Origin of the sequence: Streptomyces winkii, from assembly GCF_032248595.1 — a bacterium.
Lineage (GTDB): Bacteria > Actinomycetota > Actinomycetes > Streptomycetales > Streptomycetaceae > Streptomyces > Streptomyces winkii.
In genome coordinates, this window is sequence record NZ_JASTTH010000005.1 from 116890 (window position 1) to 134894 (window position 18005).

At 72.8% G+C, this 18005-nt stretch carries 10 protein-coding genes and 1 pseudogene; 2 read left to right on the forward strand and 9 right to left on the reverse strand.

Annotation, left to right across the window (positions count from 1 at the left end):
* Positions 1-91 precede the first annotated feature (91 nt).
* The 7 genes and pseudogenes from QQM67_RS16290 to QQM67_RS16320 form a co-directional block, all read right to left on the reverse strand.
* Positions 92-472, reverse strand: coding sequence for a DUF6479 family protein (locus tag QQM67_RS16290; protein WP_314174604.1), 381 nt, complete (start codon positions 470-472; stop codon positions 92-94).
* 260 nt (positions 473-732) lie between these two features.
* Complete coding sequence (locus QQM67_RS16295; RefSeq protein ID WP_314174605.1) at positions 733-1785, reverse strand: nucleoside triphosphate pyrophosphohydrolase; 1053 nt, start codon at positions 1783-1785, stop codon at positions 733-735.
* Between the two features lie 93 nt (positions 1786-1878).
* Entirely contained in the window at positions 1879-2577 is a 699-nt protein-coding gene (locus tag QQM67_RS16300; protein WP_314174606.1) for a SurA N-terminal domain-containing protein, read from the reverse strand.
* A gap of 301 nt (positions 2578-2878) precedes the next feature.
* Positions 2879-6463: a transcription-repair coupling factor gene (gene mfd / locus QQM67_RS16305; RefSeq protein WP_314174607.1), complete on the reverse strand. Its 3585-nt coding sequence runs from the start codon at positions 6461-6463 to the stop codon at positions 2879-2881.
* A 455-nt stretch (positions 6464-6918) separates the two neighbouring features.
* On the reverse strand, positions 6919-7281 hold the full coding sequence (locus QQM67_RS16310; RefSeq protein WP_314174608.1) for a hypothetical protein: 363 nt from the start codon (positions 7279-7281) through the stop codon (positions 6919-6921).
* A gap of 180 nt (positions 7282-7461) precedes the next feature.
* Positions 7462-10044 carry an ABC transporter permease gene (locus QQM67_RS16315; protein ID WP_314174609.1) on the reverse strand — a complete coding sequence of 861 codons (2583 nt, stop codon included), beginning with the start codon at positions 10042-10044 and terminating at the stop codon, positions 7462-7464.
* A gap of 239 nt (positions 10045-10283) precedes the next feature.
* A pseudogene (locus tag QQM67_RS16320) lies at positions 10284-11039 on the reverse strand (ABC transporter ATP-binding protein); the annotation flags it as partial.
* A gap of 600 nt (positions 11040-11639) precedes the next feature.
* Here QQM67_RS16320 and QQM67_RS16325 point away from each other — a divergent pair.
* Positions 11640-12101: a DUF485 domain-containing protein gene (locus QQM67_RS16325; protein ID WP_314174610.1), complete on the forward strand. Its 462-nt coding sequence runs from the start codon at positions 11640-11642 to the stop codon at positions 12099-12101.
* Positions 12098-13714 (forward strand): sodium/solute symporter, encoded by a 1617-nt coding sequence (locus tag QQM67_RS16330; protein ID WP_314174611.1) that lies wholly within the window; start codon positions 12098-12100, stop codon positions 13712-13714. Before QQM67_RS16325 ends, QQM67_RS16330 begins: the two co-directional genes overlap by 4 nt.
* 275 nt (positions 13715-13989) lie before the next feature.
* On the opposite strand, the gene QQM67_RS16335 is transcribed toward QQM67_RS16330, so the two are convergent.
* Both QQM67_RS16335 and QQM67_RS16340 read right to left on the reverse strand, forming a co-directional pair.
* A complete protein-coding gene (locus tag QQM67_RS16335; protein ID WP_314174612.1) occupies positions 13990-14970 on the reverse strand; it encodes a cellulose-binding protein in 981 nt (326 codons plus the stop codon).
* 440 nt (positions 14971-15410) lie between these two features.
* Positions 15411-17996 (reverse strand): SUKH-4 family immunity protein, encoded by a 2586-nt coding sequence (locus tag QQM67_RS16340; protein ID WP_314174613.1) that lies wholly within the window; start codon positions 17994-17996, stop codon positions 15411-15413.
* Between the last annotated feature and the right edge of the window lie 9 nt (positions 17997-18005).

The following is an 18005-nucleotide window of genomic DNA, read 5'->3' on the forward strand; positions in this document are numbered from 1 at the left end:
TTCTCTTGCACGCGTCGACGCTAACGGGTCGGTGCGGGCGCGCCCTTGGGGGCGGCGGCACTCTTGGAAGCCGGGGACGGGCCGGAGACGGTCAGGTGTGCCCGGGGCCTCCGCTGCCGAACGCGCCGCTGCCGCCCTCGTCCCACTTGCGCCGCGGACGCTCGTGCTCGCCGGGGTGGCTGTCCGAGTCGTAGTCGTGCAGGTCGTACGGCATGCGGCGCTCACCGTTGTGCGGGACCTCGTCCGGGACCCGGTGCCTGGTCTCGTACTCCTGAGGCGTCTCCGGGCCCTTCTCGCCCGGACTGGAAGGGCGCTGCTCCCCCCGCACACGGAGGCGGATGCCGTACGCGACGGCCGCGATCAGGCCGGCGACCACCACGATGCCCGCGATGAGCGGCGCGATGCCGACGAGCAGGTCGTGCTCCGCGGCAAGCGCCGGAAGCGAGCCGAAAGCGGCTAGTGCTCCAAACATGGGCTTCGGGTACCCCGGCCTCGGCCGCTATGCCGGTGAGCGCTGTTTCGCGAGGTGCCGTGCTGGTGCCCTGAGGCCGGTAGGCGATCACCGCTCCGAGCCGTGAGCAGTGCTCACGGCTCGCCTCGCAGGCGCGAAGAGCACTGCTCTCGTTCCGCTGCGGCGCTCTCACCCGCGTCCGGAGGCGAGGGGAGAGCACCGCTCTGGCCCCGTATCGCCGCTCCGTTACGGGAGCCCGGCGCGGGAGGAGAGCACCGCTCTCACTCCGTACCGCTGCTCTCCGCAGCCGCGTCCAGGCCCTCCGCTGCGCGGATGGCGTCGCGGTACGTACGGGACGCGGCCCGGAGGGCCGTTTCGGGGTCGATGCCCTCCGCTTCCGCCTGCACGGCCAGAGCCAGCAGCTCGTAGCCGATCCTGGCGTCCTCACCCTGCGGCCCGTGCTGCCCGTGCCGCCCCTGCCGCCCGTCCTTCCGGCCGTCCCGGGTGACGGGCACGTCCAGCCCCGCCAGCCGTACGCGCTGTGCGAGCTTCGCCGCCAGCGCCAGGGCGGGCTGGCCGAGGGGGATGCCCTCCGTCACCGAGTCGCGGCGCTTCTCGACGGCCTTCGTGCGGAGCCAGTGCTCCCGGACCTCCTCCGCCGTCGCCGCCTGCTCCTCCCCGAACACATGGGGGTGCCGGTGGATGAGCTTCTCGACGATGGCGCCCGCCACGTCGTCGATGGAGAAGGGCTCCTCCGGGTCCTCCTGCGCGATGCGGGCGTGGAAGACCACTTGCAGCAGGACGTCCCCCAACTCCTCGCACAGGGCGGCCCGGTCGCCTTCCTCGATGGCCTCGACGAGTTCGTACATCTCCTCGATGCCGTACTTGACGAGCCCTTCGTGCGTCCGGGCCCCGCTCCATGGGCAGTCCGTGCGGATGCTGTCCATGACCTCCACGAGGTCGAGGAAGCGTGCGCCGGGCAGGTCGTAGGAGCCGGGCAGCAGCTCCAGTTCGGGCATGGGCGTGCGGCCCGAGCCGGCGAGCGCCGCCAGCCCGTCGGTCAGCCGTGGCTCGCCCTCGGCGGCGGCGATGACGACTGTCGTACGGCCCTGCGCGCAGTCGTCGACCAGTTCGCGGGCGGTGGGCAGGGTTCCGGTGCCGACGTCGACGCCGGCCTCGCGCACGTACGGCAGTTGCGGGTGCTCCGGATCGCCGCAGACGACGCGGTCGGCGTCGCGCAGCGCCTCCCAGGCGGGCCAGGACAGCAGCCCGGGGGCCACGCGGTGGCTGGTGGTGAGGAGGACGATGCGGCCGGTGCCGTCGGAAGCGTTCACGCGTCGAACGTAACGCAGCGGCCGGAGGGCACCGCCTCCGGCCGCCGTCCTGCACCCGCGGCTCCCGCACCCGCGGGTGCTACTTCTGCGGTGCTACATCTGCGGCTGCTGCTGTTGTTGCTGCTGCCGGCGGTCCTCTTGCTTGCCGGTGATGTCCCGCAGCCACGGCTCCGAGGTGTTGCCGAGCGTGGACGCCTTCTCGTCCCACTTCCCGTAGCGCGGATTGACCGTGATGTGCAGGTCCTTGGAGGTGTCGGAGAACTTCTTCAGCAGCGCCGCGTTGCCCTTCGGGGTCTGCGGGTCGATGCCCTCGGCCTTCGCGATCTTGTCCACGGCGACCTGCATGCGCAGCCAGTCGTTCACCTGCGAGGGCGCCACGGCCTGCTGCTGGAGCAGGGCCTCCTTCAGCCTCTTCTCCCCGCCCGCCTGCTTGCGCAACTGTGCCCGGTACTTGCCGACTTCGCTGCGGGTGACGGACACCTTTGCGTCCTTCGCGGCCTTGTCGACGACGCGTTCGCGGATCATGCCGTCGAGGGCGGCCCGCGTCAGCTGCCCGCTGCCCTTGATCATCTCTGCGCCGTGGGGGGCCGCGCGCTGCGCGTCCCGTACCGCCTCGACCTTCGCCTGGAGCTGCCCCATGCTGATGCGCTCACCGCCGGTCACGGCGGCGGCGCCGGGGTGCGCGTCGTCGCCGCACCCGGTGAGCAGCGGCGCTGCGACGAGCAGCGCGGCCGCACCACTGACGGTGAGCGCGGACCTGCGACGACGGCTTGCTCTGGTGCTGCTGTGCATCGGCTCTCCCGGACGGCGGCTAGGGGCGTGCGGCGGTTGTGCACGACCTCGGCGTTGATCGATGTTAGGCAGCGGAGGTGGTGGAGACCACCGCTTCCGCTCTCATCCCGGCAACGATTCGGGGTGAACCGGGGTATTCGGGCCCCGATACCGGCTCCGGCCGGGCCTGATCCGGCTCCGGGCACTGCGCACCCTCCGCGGACCCGAAGCCCTGCCCCGCCGGGCCCACAGGCCCCGAGCCCCAGTCACCGGGTCCTCCCCACCCGTACTCCCCCACAACCCCCATGAGCCGCCACGCCCCTCACGACCCCGGAATCGTCGTCAGGAACTCGCCCACCCACGCGAGCAGTTCGCGCCCGACGACCGGCTTCCCGCCGATGCCGCCCGCCTTGGGCCGCGGCACCAGTACCTGCCGCGTCGCCTGCTTGACGACCGACCGCGGATAGACGCGCGCCAGCCGCAGCTCCTGCGACTCGCGCAGCTCCACGGGGCTGAAGCGCACGTTGTTCCCCTGGAGCGTGATGTCCGAGATGCCGCACGAGCGCGCGAGCATGCGCAGCCCGGCGACCAGCAGCAGGTTCTCCACCGGCTCCGGCAACGGGCCGTAGCGGTCGGTCAGTTCCTCCCGTACGGCGGTGATGTCCTGCTCCGAATTGGCCGACGCGATGGACCGGTACGCCTGGAGGCGCAGCCGCTCGCCCGGTGCGTAGTCGTGCGGCACGTGTGCGTCGACGGGCAGCTCGATCTTGACCTCCAGCGGGGCCTCCTCCACCTCGCCGCCCTGCTCCAGCGCGTTGCGGTAGTCGGCGACGGCCTCGCCCACCATGCGTACGTACAGGTCGAAACCGACGCCTGCGATGTGGCCGGACTGCTCGCCGCCGAGCAGATTGCCGGCGCCGCGGATCTCCAGGTCCTTCATCGCGACGTACATGCCCGCGCCCATCTCGGTGTGCTGGGCGATGGTGGCGAGCCGCTCGTGCGCGGTCTCGGTCAGCGGCTTCTCGGGCGGGTAGAGGAAGTAGGCGTAGCCGCGCTCACGGCCGCGGCCGACCCGTCCGCGCAGCTGATGGAGCTGCGAGAGGCCGAAGTTGTCGCCACGCTCGACGACGAGGGTGTTGGCGTTGGAGATGTCGATGCCGTTCTCGACGATCGTCGTGGCGACCAGCACGTCGGACTTCTTCTCCCAGAAGTCGATGACGACCTGTTCCAGCGCCTGCTCCGACATCTGCCCGTGCGCCGTGGCGATGCGGGCCTCCGGCACGATCTGCCGCAGCCGAGCCGCCGCGCGCTCGATGGACTCGACACGGTTGTGGATGTAGAAGACCTGGCCCTCGCGCAGCAGTTCACGCCGGACCGCGGCGCCGATCTGCTTCTCCTCGTACGGACCGACGAACGTGAGCACCGGATGCCGCTCCTCGGGCGGCGTGGTGATCGTCGACATCTCGCGGATGCCGGTGACCGCCATCTCCAGCGTGCGCGGGATGGGAGTGGCGGACATGCTCAGCACGTCGACGTTCGCCCGCAGCTTCTTCAGCTGCTCCTTGTGCTCGACGCCGAAGCGCTGCTCCTCGTCGACGATGAGCAGGCCGAGGTCCTTGAACCTGGTGTCGGAGGAGAAGAGCCGGTGCGTGCCGATGACGACGTCGACCGTCCCGTCCCGCAGCCCGTCGACGACCGCCCGCGCCTCGGACTCGCTCTGGAAGCGGGACAGGGCCCGCACGTTGACTGGGAACTGCCCGTACCGCTCGGTGAACGTCGAGAAGTGCTGCTGGACAAGGAGCGTCGTCGGAACGAGCACGGCGACCTGCTTGCCGTCCTGCACGGCCTTGAACGCGGCCCGCACCGCGATCTCGGTCTTGCCGTAGCCGACGTCGCCGCAGATGAGCCTGTCCATCGGGACGGACTTCTCCATGTCCTCCTTGACCTCGCCGATGGTCGTCAGCTGGTCCGGGGTCTCGGCGTACGGGAAGGCGTCCTCCAGCTCGCGCTGCCACGGCGAGTCCTGGCCGAAGGCGTAGCCGGGGGCGGCCATGCGCGCCGAGTAGAGCTTGATGAGGTCGGCGGCGATCTCCTTGACGGCCTTCTTCGCCCGCGCCTTCGTCTTCGTCCAGTCGGCGCCGCCGAGGCGGTGCAGCGACGGCTGCTCGCCGCCGACGTACTTGGTGACCTGCTCCAGCTGGTCCGTGGGCACGAACAGGCGGTCGCCGGGCTGGCCGCGCTTGGCCGGGGCGTACTCGACGAGCAGATACTCGCGGGTGGCGCCCTGCACGGTGCGCTGGACCATCTCGACGTAGCGGCCGACGCCGTGCTGCTCGTGGACGATGAAGTCGCCGGGGACGAGCGTGAGCGGGTCGATCTGCTTGCGCCGCCGGGCCGGCATGCGGGCGGCCTCACGGCCCGCGGCCCGCTGCCCGGACAGATCGGTCTCGGTGAGCACCGCGAGCTTCAGCCCCGGGTCGACGAAGCCGTTGTCGAGGCAGCCGCGGGCCACGTGCACCACGGACGGCTCGATCTCGCCCAGGTCGCTCTCCTGGCGGGCGGCGATGCCCTCGCCGCCGAGGACCTCGACGGTACGGACGGCGGGGCCGTGCGCCTCCGTGACGAACACGCACCGCCAGCCCGCCGACAGCCACTGCTTGGTGTCGGCGAGGGCGCGGGCGGTGTCGCCGCGGTAGCTCTCGGGAGCGTGCATGCCCAGCCGCAGGACGTCGGCGCCCTCGGCGAGGGACTCCTCGTACAGCGCCTCGTCGTCCTCGCCGGTGCCGGCGCCGGGGCTGAAGGGGCTGACCGACCACCACATCATGCCGAGTTCGCGGGCGCGCTCACGCAGGTCGGCGATGCCCCACAGGGACGCGGCACCCAGGTCGACGGGCGCCTCGCCGCCGTCGGACATCGCCGTGGCGCTCCAGGACGCCTGGAGGAACTCCTGCGACGTGGCCACCAGGTCCGCCGCACGCGTGCGCACCCGCTCCGGGTCGCACACGATCGCCATCGTCCCCTTCGGTACGACGTCGAGCAGCAGCTCCATGTCGTCGACGAGTACGGGCGCGAGCGACTCCATGCCCTCGACGGCGATGCCCTCGGCGATCTTCCCGAGCAGCTCGCGGAGCCCGGGGTGCTCCTCGGCGAGGGCGGCGGCCCGCCGCCTGACGTCGTCCGTCAGCAGCAGCTCACGGCAGGGCGGCGCCCACAGGCCGTGCTCGGCGGCCTCCAGGGACCGCTGGTCGGCGACGCGGAAGTAGCGGATCTCCTCGATCTCGTCACCCCAGAACTCCACGCGCAGCGGGTGCTCCTCGGTGGGCGGGAAGACATCGAGGATGCCGCCGCGCACCGCGAACTCGCCGCGCTTCTCGACGAGTTCGACGCGCGAGTAGGCCGCCGCGGCCAGTGCGTCCACGACCTCGTCCATGTCGGCGCTCTGCCCCTGCCGCAGCGCGACGGGCTCCAGGTCGCCCAGGCCCTTGACCTGCGGCTGGAGCACGGACCGTACGGGCGCGACGACGACGCTGACGGGGCCCGTGCCGGCCTCGCCCGACTCGTCCGGGTGCGCGAGGCGGCGCAGCACGGCGAGGCGGCGGCCGACGGTGTCAGAGCGGGGCGAGAGCCGCTCGTGCGGCAGCGTCTCCCACGACGGGTACTCCACGACGCCCTCGGGCGGCAGCAGCGAGCGCAGCGACTCCGTCAGGTCCTCCGCCTCCCGGCCGGTGGCGGTCACGGCCAGCACGGGGCGCCCGGAGGAGCGGGCGAGCGCCGCAACGGCGAAGGGCCGGGCGGCGGCGGGGCCGACGAGGTCGACGTGGTGCCGGTTGCCGTCGGCGGCGGCCTCGACGGCCTCCTGGAGCGCGGGGTCGTACGAGAGCGCGTCGAGCAGTCCGGTGAGACTCATCTGGGGTGGCTTCCCGTCGGGGGGTGGGCAACGCGAACGCCCCGCAACGGCGCGGCGCGGACGTTCCGGGGGGCTTCCAAGCCTACGGCGACGCGAGGACAGGCGTGGCCGCGATCTCCCGCGGGGTGCTTCACGGTTCGGCGGCGTTCGGGGCACGGAGGCGGCGGCCTCGGCAGCAGCAGGCACCGGCGGCCCCGCGACCTCGGAGGGCTGCGCTCTCGCGGGGTCGGTGGGGCCGCCGGTGCCGCCGTCGTACGTCGCGCACGGTGCTCGTGCTTCGTGCGTCGTGCTCGTGCTCGTGCGTCGTGCGTGACCGGTCGTGCATGCCAGGTCGTGCGTGGCCGGGCCGTACGTCGTGCGTGACCGGTCGTACGTGACGCGTCACGCGTCCGGGACGAGCGCCCGGACCAGGGCCCGGACCAGGGCCCGGATCAGAGCCCGGAGCCTTGCGCGGCTCAGTGCGGGTAGGCGCAGATCGCGAAGACGCTGATCCCGACGTTGTCGTCGGTGTCCTGCCGGCCGAGGCCGATCCAGCCGCGGTTGTTGTCGGTCGGGAAGCTGCCGACCAGGATCGCTCCGTCGCCGCGCGCCTCGGCGCCGCCACCGAGCACCTTCTTGCCCGGGGGGCACCAGACGGTACGGCGCTCGAAGTTGTCCACGTTCCTGTTCGGCAGCCGTACGACCTCGTAACCGTGGATCTTGTCGTGGCCGCCCATGGGCTTGTGCGCGTCCGTGGAGTCGGCCTGCGCCGTCCAGCCGCCTCCGGCCACCAGCGCCAGGGCCAGCGCGCTCACGCTGAGGATCCGGTTCCTTCTCATCTGTGCCTCTCTTTCTGGTCCTTACTGATTCGAGCCCGGCAGGCGCCGGGCTCGAATCAGTATCAAGTGGACATTCAGAAAGAAGGCCGCAGACACGTGCGAGCTTCGCATAGTCGCGCCTTCGCCGTAGCCGGGCCCGTCCCACCCGCGCGGGGACGGAACCGGCCACGGCACGGGCCGTCACTCCGTGGCGATCGCGTTCAGTACGTTCATCCGGCCCGCCCGGAACGCCGGGACCAGCGCCGCCACCAGGCCCACCAGGGCGGACCCGGCGAAGACCGCGCCGATCGTCGGCCACGGGATCTCCAGCACGTTCAGGCCCTCCAGGGCCAGCAGCTTCTGCGCCGCCGCCCCCCAGAACATGCCCAGCCCCAGCCCGAGCATGGCGCCGAAGAGCGCGATGACGACCGACTCCAGCCGGATCATGCGCCGCAGCTGGCGCCGCGCGAGGCCGATCGCCCGCATCAGGCCGATCTCGCGGGTGCGTTCGACGACGGAGAGGGCGAGGGTGTTCACCACTCCCAGGACGGCGACGATGATCGCCAGCGCCAGCAGCCCGTAGACCATGTTGAGCATCTGCCCGACCTGGTCCTGCAAGGTCTGCTTGAAGTCGGCCTGGTCGCGCACCTGATACTGCGGATAGGGCTTGAGCTCCTTCTTCAGCGCCGAGTACGCGGCGTCCTCCTGCCCGTCCTTCGCGGAGCCGAACATCATGACGCTGGGCGGCACTTGGGCCTCGGGGAGGTGGCGCCTGGCGGTCGCGATGTCCGTGTACATCGCCCCCTTGTCGACGCTGGTCTCCTCCTTGGTGACGGCGGCCACGCGCAGCTTCGCCGTACCGCCGCCCGCGAAGGCGACCTTCAGGGTGTCGCCCGTCCTGACGCCGTGCTCCTTGGCGTAGCCCGCGCCGACGGACATCGCGTCGCGGCCGTACGCCGCCGTCAGATCGCCCGACGTCACCTCGCGCCGCAGATCCCGCATGTACGAGGGGTCGGTCGCGGAGAGCTGCTCCTTGCCCTTCGCGCCGTCCGGCGTGGTGATCTCGGCCGCGACCATCTTGTACGAGGTCACGGTCTCCAGCGACGTCGACGCCTTGAGCTTCTTCTCCACTGCCGGAGTGATCGGCTGGCCGTTGCCGGACTGGATGATGAAGTCCGCGCCGACGGAGCGGTCCAGTTCCTGCGTCGCCGAGGCGACCATCGACGAGCCGACCACCGACAGCGACGCGACGAGCGCCAGCCCGATCATCAGCGCCGCGGCCGTGGCGCCCGTACGACGGGGATTGCGCAGCGCGTTGCGCTCCGCGAGGCGCCCCACCCGGCCGCCGAACGGCCGCAGCGTCACCACGGACAGCACCCGCACCAGCACACCCGCGAGGACCGGCCCGACGACGACGAAGCCGAGCAGCGTGAGCACGACTCCGGCCCCCAGATACAGCGAGCCCTGGCTCGCCTTCTCCGCCTGTGTGGCGGCGTAGAGAGCGGCCGCGCCGCCGCCGGTGAGCAGCACGCCGAGGACGGCGCGCACCGCTCCGGCCTTGCCGTCCGCGGGAGTGCCCGCGTCGCGCAGCGCGGCCATCGGGGAGACCCTGCCGGCGCGGCGCGCGGGCAGATACGCCGCGAGCAGCGTGACGAGGATGCCGAGCACGAGGCCGGTGACGGGCGTCGTCCACTTGACGGTCAGCTCGGACGTGCTCAGGTTCATCCCGAGCCTGCCCATGGCCTCCATCAGGCCGATGGCCAGCCCGACTCCGGCGCCCACGCCCAGCACCGATCCCACGACGCCGAGCAGCAACGCCTCGATCAGTACGGACCTGTTGACCTGCCTGCGGCTCGATCCGATGGCCCGCATCAGGCCGATCTCGCGGGTGCGCTGCGCGACCAGCATCGAGAAGGTGTTGACGATGAGGAAGATGCCCACGAGCAGCGCGATGCCCGCGAAGCCGAGCAGCGCGTACTTCATGACGTCCAGGAAGGAGCCGATCTCCTCACGGTTGGAGTCCGCCGCCTCCTTCTGCGTCTGGTACGTGTACCGGCCCTCGCCCAGCGACGCGGTCACGTTCTTCTTCAACAGCGCGTGTGTGACGCCCTGTTCGGCGGTCACGGCGATGTTCGTGTACGAGCCGGAGCCGCCGAGCAGCTCCCGCTGGGCTGTGGCCGTGTCGAAGTAGACGATCGCCGCACCGGGGTTGGTGACCTGGAACGTCGCGATGCCGGAGACGCGGGCGGTGAAGTCGCCGGTGGCGGCGACGGTCCGCAGCTCGTCGCCGAGCTTCAGATGGCGCTTCTCGGCGGTGTCGGCGTCGACCATGACCTCGGACGCGCCGCGCGGCGCGTGCCCAGAGGTGATCTTCATCGTCTTCCGGTCGCCCGCCGTCCAGTTGGCGGCGATGGTGGGCGCTCCGGTGGTGGAGCCGATGTTCTTGTCGTCGCCGTCGACGACGGTGACCTGCTCGCTGGAGACCACGCCCTCCGCGGACTTCGCGCCCTCGGCCTCGCGGGCCTTCGCGAGCGCGGAGGCGGGCAGCGTGCGGGGCCTGGCCGTGCTCTTGCCCGATCCGGCCGCCTCCTCCGCCTTCTTCGGGCTGACGGTCACGTCGGCCGACGTGGACGCGAAGAGCCGGTCGAAGGTGGTGTTCATGGTGTCGGTGAAGACGAGCGTGCCGCACACGAACGCCACGGACAGCAGAACGGCGACGGCGCTGAGCGCCATCCTCCCCTTGTGCGCGAAGAAGTTGCGCAGGGACGCCTTGAACACGGTCACGACCGGCTCCCGTTGGCGCCGAAGGCGTCGAACCCGGCGTCGCGGCGGGAGCCGTGAGGCCCGGCGCCGCCGTCGTCGAATCCGTCGTCGTATCCGTCGTCGAGGCTCCCGAACGCGGCGAGTCCGTCCTGGTTTCCGTCGGCGGTCCCGTGCGGGGCCGCGTACGGAGTTCCGCGCGCGGCGCCGTCGGGGGCCCCGTGCGGGGACGCGCCCGCCCCGGACGGCTCCGCGAGGCGCAGCATCTTGTCCAGCACGGCCTCGGCCGTCGGCCGGTTCATCTCGTCGACGATGCGCCCGTCGGCGAGATAGAGGACGCGGTCCGCGTACGCGGCGGCCACCGGGTCGTGCGTGACCATCACGATGGTCTGCCGCAGCTCGTCGACGGAGCGGCGCAGGAAGCCCAGCATCTCGGCGCCCGCACGCGAGTCGAGGTTGCCGGTCGGCTCGTCGCCGAAGATGATCTCGGGCCGTGCCGCCAGCGCCCGCGCGACGGCCACCCGCTGCTGCTGCCCGCCGGAAAGCTGGCTCGGCCGGTGCTTGAGCCGCCCCTCCAGGCCGACGGTGGCGATGACCGTCTCCAGCCACGCCTTGTCGGGCTTGCGGCCCGCGATGTCCATGGGAAGGGTGATGTTCTCCAGGGCGTTGAGCGTCGGCAGCAGGTTGTACGCCTGGAAGATGAAGCCGATCCGGTCGCGCCGCAGCCGCGTCAGCTTCTTGTCCTTCAGACCGGTGATCTCCTGCTCGCCGATCTTGATGCGGCCCTCGGTGACCGAGTCCAGACCGGCGAGGCAGTGCATCAGCGTCGACTTGCCGGAGCCCGACGGGCCCATGATCGCGGTGAAGGCGCCGCGTGCGATGTCCACGTCGACGTGGTCGAGCGCGATGACCCGCGTCTCGCCCGAACCGTACGACTTGACCAGCTGACGGGCGGAGGCCGCGACGGCCGTATGCGCCCCGCTGCCCCCGCTCCTGGGATCCGCTACAGCCGTCGTCATGATGTGTGTTCCTCTCCCCGTCGGGTGTTGCAGGCGTTTCTCTGGGCTTTGGGCTCTGGGCTTCGGTTGGGCTTCGGGCTCTGGGCCTTGGGCTCTGGGCTTCGGTAGGGCTCTGGGGCGTCGGTGTCCGGCTTCTCGCGCGCCGTACGCCCGCGCCGGACGGCGCCCGACCGCCGCGCCCGGATGACTTCGCTCCGAGTCTTCCGGTGCGCGGGTGCGCGGCGCGATGGTGCCCGTACCTCTCCGGATGCTGGGGCTGCCCCCACCCCCGGCCGGCGGCACCGGTGGGACGGAACCCCCCGTACCGGCTCCGTGCCAGGAGCCTATGCGGCGGCAGCGGCGTCCTCCTCCTGCTCCGGGACGATTCCGCAGCACAGGGAAGCGCCGGAGTGCCCCTAGGGGGCGGCTCGGGGAGACCTCGGGGAAACAGGGCCGGCGCCTGGGCCGGTAAGCGCCGTCAACCGCCATGACCTGCTGTGACCTGCTGTGACGATGTTGGAAATGTGACAGGTTTCCCCGCGGCCCTTCCTACGTACCGACACTCGCCAGTAACGTGCGCTCAACCTCGGGCGTTCGGCCCCGTACGGAGGGGAGGCGCGCATGGCGTTCAACACGGGCGGACGGGACGGGTACTACGACGACTACGGAACGTATCCGCCGCCACCTCCGCCCTCTCCCTCCTATCCGCCCCGTCCGTACCACCCGCCACGCCCCTCCTACGAGCCGCCGCCCGCACACGCCCCGAGCGTTCCGGCGCACGCCGACACCGAACTCGTCCGGCTGCGCTCCGCCTACCGCTGGCTGCGCCGCGGCATGACGGTCGCCGTGCTCGGCTACTTCACCGCCTGGCTGTGCATGGCCGCCTATCTGCCGGACCTCATGGGGAGGTCCCTGTTCGGCTCCGTCACTCTGGGCGTCTTCCTCGGGCTGCTGGTGATCCCGATCACGCTCGTGACGATCGTGACCTACGAGCTCTTCGCGCGCGTCACCGTCGACCCGATCTCGCACCGGGTTCGCGTGGCCGACGAGGAACGGCGCGAGGACGAGGAGGGCCGCCGGTGAACCCGAGCTCCGTGGACGCCGGTTCGCAGTCCCTGTCCTTCGCCATCTTCGCCGCCCTCGTCAGCGTCACGCTGCTGCTGTGCATCATGACGAGCGCCGAACGCGACGACCTCGACGAGTTCTACACCGGCTTCCGCACGCTCGCCCCGCTGCGCAACGGCTTCGCCATCGCCGGCGACTACATCTCCGCCGCGACCGTCCTGTCGACCATCGGCATCATCGCCCTCGCCGGCTTCGACGGGCTCGTACTCGCCCTCAGCACGGCCCTGTCCCTGCTGCTGCTGATGGTTCTGCTGGCCGAACCACTGCGCAACGCGGGCCGGTTCACCATGGGCGACGCCCTCACCCACCGCGCCCCCAGCCGCCTGGTACGTCTCGCCGCGACCGCCGTGACCCTCGCCGCGCTGCTCCCCCTGATGGTCTTCCAGCTCTCCGGCGCGGGCCATCTCGTCACCCTCGTGCTGGGCTTCGAGGGCTCCTCCGTCCGTACGGTCGTCATCGTCGCCCTCGGCACGCTCATGATCGGCTACGCCGCGATCGGCGGCATGAAGGGCACCGCCCTCATCCACATCATCAAGCTCGTGGTGCTCTTCGGCGCCTCGCTGATGCTCGCCCTCCTCGTCCTGGACAAGGTCGGCTGGGACCCCTCCCGCCTCATCACCCTCGCCGACGTCGGCAGCGGACGCGGAGCCGCCTACTCGCGGTCCGGGCTGCTGATCGAGCCCACGTCCGTCGGCAAGGCCGACCTGGTGGCCAGCGCCCTGACCGTCGTCTTCGGCGCCGCCTGCCTGCCGCACGTCACGATGCGCATGTACACCGCGAGGAACGCGCCCGACATCCGCCGCGCCATGTCGTACGCCGTCATGATCATGGCGGTCTTCGCGCTCTTCATCGCCGTCATCGGCGCCGGAGCGACGGCCCTCCTGGGCCGCGAGGCCCTCGCCGCGGGCGACCCCGAGGGCAGCACCGCGATCCTCCGGCTGGCACGCGGCATCCTCGGCGACTCCGCGGCCCTCTCGACATTCGTCTTCACCACCGTCTCGACGGCGGTCTTCCTGACGCTGCTCTCGTCGGTGGCCGGGATGATCCTGGCCTGCGGCAACTCGCTCGCCCACGACCTGTACGCACACGTGATGACCCGCACCGGCGAGCCCTCGCCGCGCCGCGAACTGCTCATCGCACGCCTCGCCGCGTTCGCCGTCGGAGCGCCCGCGATCGCGCTGGCCGTCCTCGTCCAGGACAAGGCGCTGCGCTCGCTGATCATCCTGTCGTTCAGCATCGCCGCGTCAGCCATCGCACCGGCGCTCGTCTACAACCTGTTCTGGCGGCGCTTCACGCGCCTCGGCCTGCTGGGCACGCTCATCGGCGGCACGGCCACCGCGATCGCGGTGACGGCCTTCTCCACGACGATCTCCGGCACGCCCCAATCCCTCTTCCCCGACCGGGACTTCGACGTCTTCCCGCTCACCACGAGCGGCATGATCAGCATCCCCGTCGGCTTCCTGCTCGGCTGGATGGGCACCTTCCTCAGCGGCCGCCGCAGGCGCGAACGAGGACGTACGGAGTACCGGATCGCCGAACCACGTCTCCTGGCCGGCGCCAGGCGCCGATAAGGCGCACGGGCCTCCGGGGGCCGGGCCCTGCGGGCATGGGGACTTGGGACGCGCGACTTGGCAGCGCGCGGCCCATGCCTCCGATGCGGGCTGTCGGCGCCGCGGCGGGCACGAACGGAGTACGGGATCGCCGAGCCGCAGCTGCTGGCCGGCGCCAGGCGCCGCTGAGGCGCACGCACCCCCGGGGCCGGGCCCGGCCCCGGACGTAGAGCCGTGAAGCCCCTTGCGGGAGCGGGACTTGGCAGCGCGCGGCCCGTGCCCGCCGGTGCGGGCTGTCAGCGGTCGCGGCCCCTGACCTGGCCCGGGACCGTCACCGCATCGCCCGTGCCGGCGTCCGCGTCCGCCTCGTCCTCGGCGGTACGGGCCTGCCCTTCGCCGGCGTCCCCCGACGTACGGCCCGTCAGCGATGCGAGCGTGCTGCGCACCCGCGCCATGTGCCGTCTCATCTCCGTCGCGCGTTCGGCGTGCTCCCACAGCACCCGCTCGGTCTCGCGCTCGACGGCGTCCTCCCGTACGCGCGCACCGGCCAGCAGCTTCTCGCCGCGTGCCTGCGCCTCCTGCTGCCAGCGTCGCGCGTCCTCCTCGGCCTCGGCGCGCTCGCGCCGCGCGGCGTCCAGCAACTCCTCGCCGCGGTCGGCCAGTTCGCCCGTGTACGCCTCGACGGCGCGCCTCCGGTCGGCGAGTTCGCGCTCCGCCTCCTCCGCCGCGGCCGCCTGCTCCCGCTCCTGCTCCGCGAGCGCCCCGGCGCAGTGCGCCTCGGTCTCCCGCAGGGCCTCGTCCGCCTCGGCGCGCGTCTCCCGGGCCGCCGCGCGCGCCGCCTCGGCCACGGCCCCGGCCTCGCTGCGCGCCGCCTCGGCCCTGCGGGCGGCGGCAGCGCACGCCTCGGTGCGCAGCAGCTCCGCCTCCTCCTCCGCGGCCTCGCGGACCGCCCGCGCGTGCGCCTCGGCCTCGGACTCGGTGCGCCGGGCGTCGGCCTCGGCCGCCTCCCGTACGTCCGCGGCCTCCGCCTCGGCGAGCGACAGCAGCCGCCGGGCGCGCTCGCCCAGCGACTCGTACGACTGCGGCGGCAGCGACTCGGCGACGGACCTCAACCGCTCGGCCTCCGCGGCCAGTTCCTCCTCGAAGCCGGTGAGCTCGGCGACGCGCCGGCGGTTCTCGTCCAGCTGCCCGATCAGCCCGGCCACGGCCCGGTCGACCTGCTCGGGCCGGTAGCCACGGCCCCGTACAACGGTGAACGCATGCGGCGACGCACCCATATCGAGCCCCTTACCTCGGCGACACACTCAACGGCGGACGCACATCCTTCTTGATGGGAGCGAAGCGGTCATAACCCGACACTCCCTACGAGTGCGCCACGAACGGCGCGTCATGTCACCCGGGGCGGGGGCGAGACGGGCCGGAGTCGGCGGGTTTCGCGGGCGGCACCAGCGGCGATGCCCGCACGGCGCGGTTCCCGCCGCGCGTCACCTCACGGACGCTGCGGACCATCCGTGCGAGTGACGGGCGACGGGCGGCGGTAACGCCGTGGAGGGTGAACGGCAGGGCGAGGCGGGGGACTTGGGCACGGCACTTGGGGACGCCCGTGGGCGCCGCCCTGGGGGTGGGCGCGCATACGCCGGTGCGGGCGCGGCCATGTGCCGCGCCCGAAGCGCCTTGCGGCTGGAACCTGTCTACGGGGCTCCGCGGTGCCGCGTGGCTAGAAGAGGCCGTCCCACATCTGTTCCAGCAGCACCGCCCACCAGTTCTCCGGCGAGGAGAACGCCGCCGGGTCCAGCGCGGCCAGCTGAGCCTGGAAGTCGACCGTCCAGCGGCCCGCCTGCTCCTGCGTCAGCCCGTACCGCAGCGGCCACATCCGGCCGAGCAGCGCGAGCACGCGCACGAACTCCGGCAGCCCGGTGTTGACGAACTGCGGCTGCGCGGGCTGCCCTTCGGGGCCGCCCTCCAGCGGTACGGCCACGATGTTCGCCGTGCCGTACTGCACGCACATCTGTTTGCCGAAGTCGTTGCCCATCACCAGATACGAACCGGCATCGGAGCCCGGCTGCACGCCCCGCTCCTGCGCCAGCTCGGCCAGCGTCGGCACCGGACGGCCCGGCTGGGTCTGCCCCCAGAAGAACGGGCCGACCTCCACCGGCAGACCGGCCCACACCAGCGTCTGCCCGACGATGTCGGGCACGCCCTGACGCGAGACGGCGTGCTGATCGAAGCGGAAGACCCCCTGCGGCCCGAACGCCTGGAGCAGCTCCTGCCCTATGGCGTCCGGCGGCACCGGAGGCACCGGCGGGATCTGATGCTGCGGCGGCAGCGGCACCCGGCACGGGGCGGGGCGCGCGGGCCCGTCCGCGACCTGGTGCAACTCGCCCTGGTGCTCCAGGAGATGGCGCATGCCCTGCTGACGGGAGGCGTGGTCGCGTCCGTACGACGCCGTGTGCGTCACCCGGACCTGCGGCCAGGTCTCGCGGATCATGCGGGCGCAGTAGCCGCCGGGCAGCTCGCACGACTCCAACTCCGTGTGGAGCTCCAGCACTTGCTGCGGCGGTACGTTCATGCCGCGCAGCTCGTGCAGGATCTGCCACTCCGGGTGCGGGACGCCGGGCGCCGAGCGCCTGATCAGCTGCTGCTCCGAGCCGTCCGGCGCGCGGTAGCGGAGAACCGCCATGTAGCCGGGGCCGACCGTGGGCACGCCCGAGGGCTGCTGATGCTGCTGTTGCGGTTGCTGCTGCGGGTAGCCGTACGCGGGCGGCGCGGGAGCGGCGGGGGCTCCGGGAACCCCGGGAACCCCGGGAGCTCCGGGCGGGGGCGCCGCGGCGGGCGGCGGACCGGCCGGAGGCCCCTGCTGCGGAAAGCCGTAGCCCTGCGGCGGGGCGCCGACGGGTGCGCCCGGCGGCGCGGGCGGCGGACCCGGCGGCCTCGGGGGTGCCGGTGTGCCCGGACCGCCCTGCGACGGGTCGGCCAGCATGGTCGCGGCGTGGTGCACATCGCCGCCGCCGCTGTCGCCGCCGCCCGGGCCCGAACCCGGGGACTGCCCCGGTGCGCCGGGCGGCGGAGGAGGCGCGCCGGGGCCGGCGGGACCGCCCTGCGAGGGGTCGGCGAGCATCGTCGCCGCGTGGTGCACGCCGGCGCCGTCGCCACCCGACCCCGAACCGTCCGAACCGCCGGGCCCGCCAGGGCCGTCGGCGCCGCCGGGCGCACCCGCCAGCTCGTCGGCGGAGACCATCTGCGTCGGTACGTAGCCGCCACTTGGCGCTCCGGGAGTCCCGGGTGCGGAGCCGCCGGGCCTCGCACCGGGCGTGCCGGGGGCACCGGGCGGCGGCGGAACGGACGGCCCGCTGCCCCGCGAGGGGCCGGACGGCGCCGAGCCGCCCGTCGGCGGACCGGAGAGCATCGTCGCCGCATGGTGCACATCGCCGCCGCCGCTGTCGCCGCCGCCCGGGCCCGAACCCGGGGGCGGGGGCGGGGGCGGTGCGTTCGGCGGCATGGGCGGCGGGGGCGGCACTGCCGGGCCGGGTGCCTGACCCTGACCGCCGGGTGCCTGACCCTGACCGCCGGGCGCCTGACCCTGCCCTGGGCCCTGCCCGGGCGGCCCGGCCTGCTGGTCCTGGCCGTCGACCGCGGGGGAGACCGCGGTCCTCGGAAGGGAGGGGCCCTCGGGCATCAGCTCCGTCTTGGCGTCCGGCGACGCCGCGTCCCCGCCGTCGGCGAGAGGCGGCGCGAAGACCGTCGCGGGCGGCAGCTGTGCCTCACCGCCGCCCGAACTGCTGGTGTCCGCCGCGTCCCACGGGCTGACTCCGGCGGCGTGCGGCGCGCTCGCGCCTGCCCCGGCCCCGGCACCGGCCCCGGGAGCACCCGCAGCGGCACCCGCGCCTGCGCCCCTCCTGCCCGGCACGCCCATCTGATCGGCGGCCTGCTGAAGCCACTCCGGCGGGGTCAGAAGGAACGACGTGGCCTCCAGGTCCAGCCGCTGCGGCGCCGAGGCCGCGCCCGGAGCAGGCGCCGCACTCGTCGCGCCGTACTCCTCCTCGTAACGGCGGATGACCTCGCCCACCGGCAGCCCCGGCCACAGCGTCGTATCGCCGCTGTCACGCGCTATCACCAGCCGCGCACGGGGCACTTCGGCTCCCGGCCCGGCCCCGGACCCGGCGCCCTCGCCCGCGGGCGGCTCGGCCCACGCCACGAAGCCCAGGTCGAACTCCCGTACCCGCACCTCGTGTCGGCGGTCGACGGGAACATCGCCGTTGACCCAGCGCTCCGCGCGCTCCTGAGCCTGTGCGAAGGTCACCATCGCGCGCTC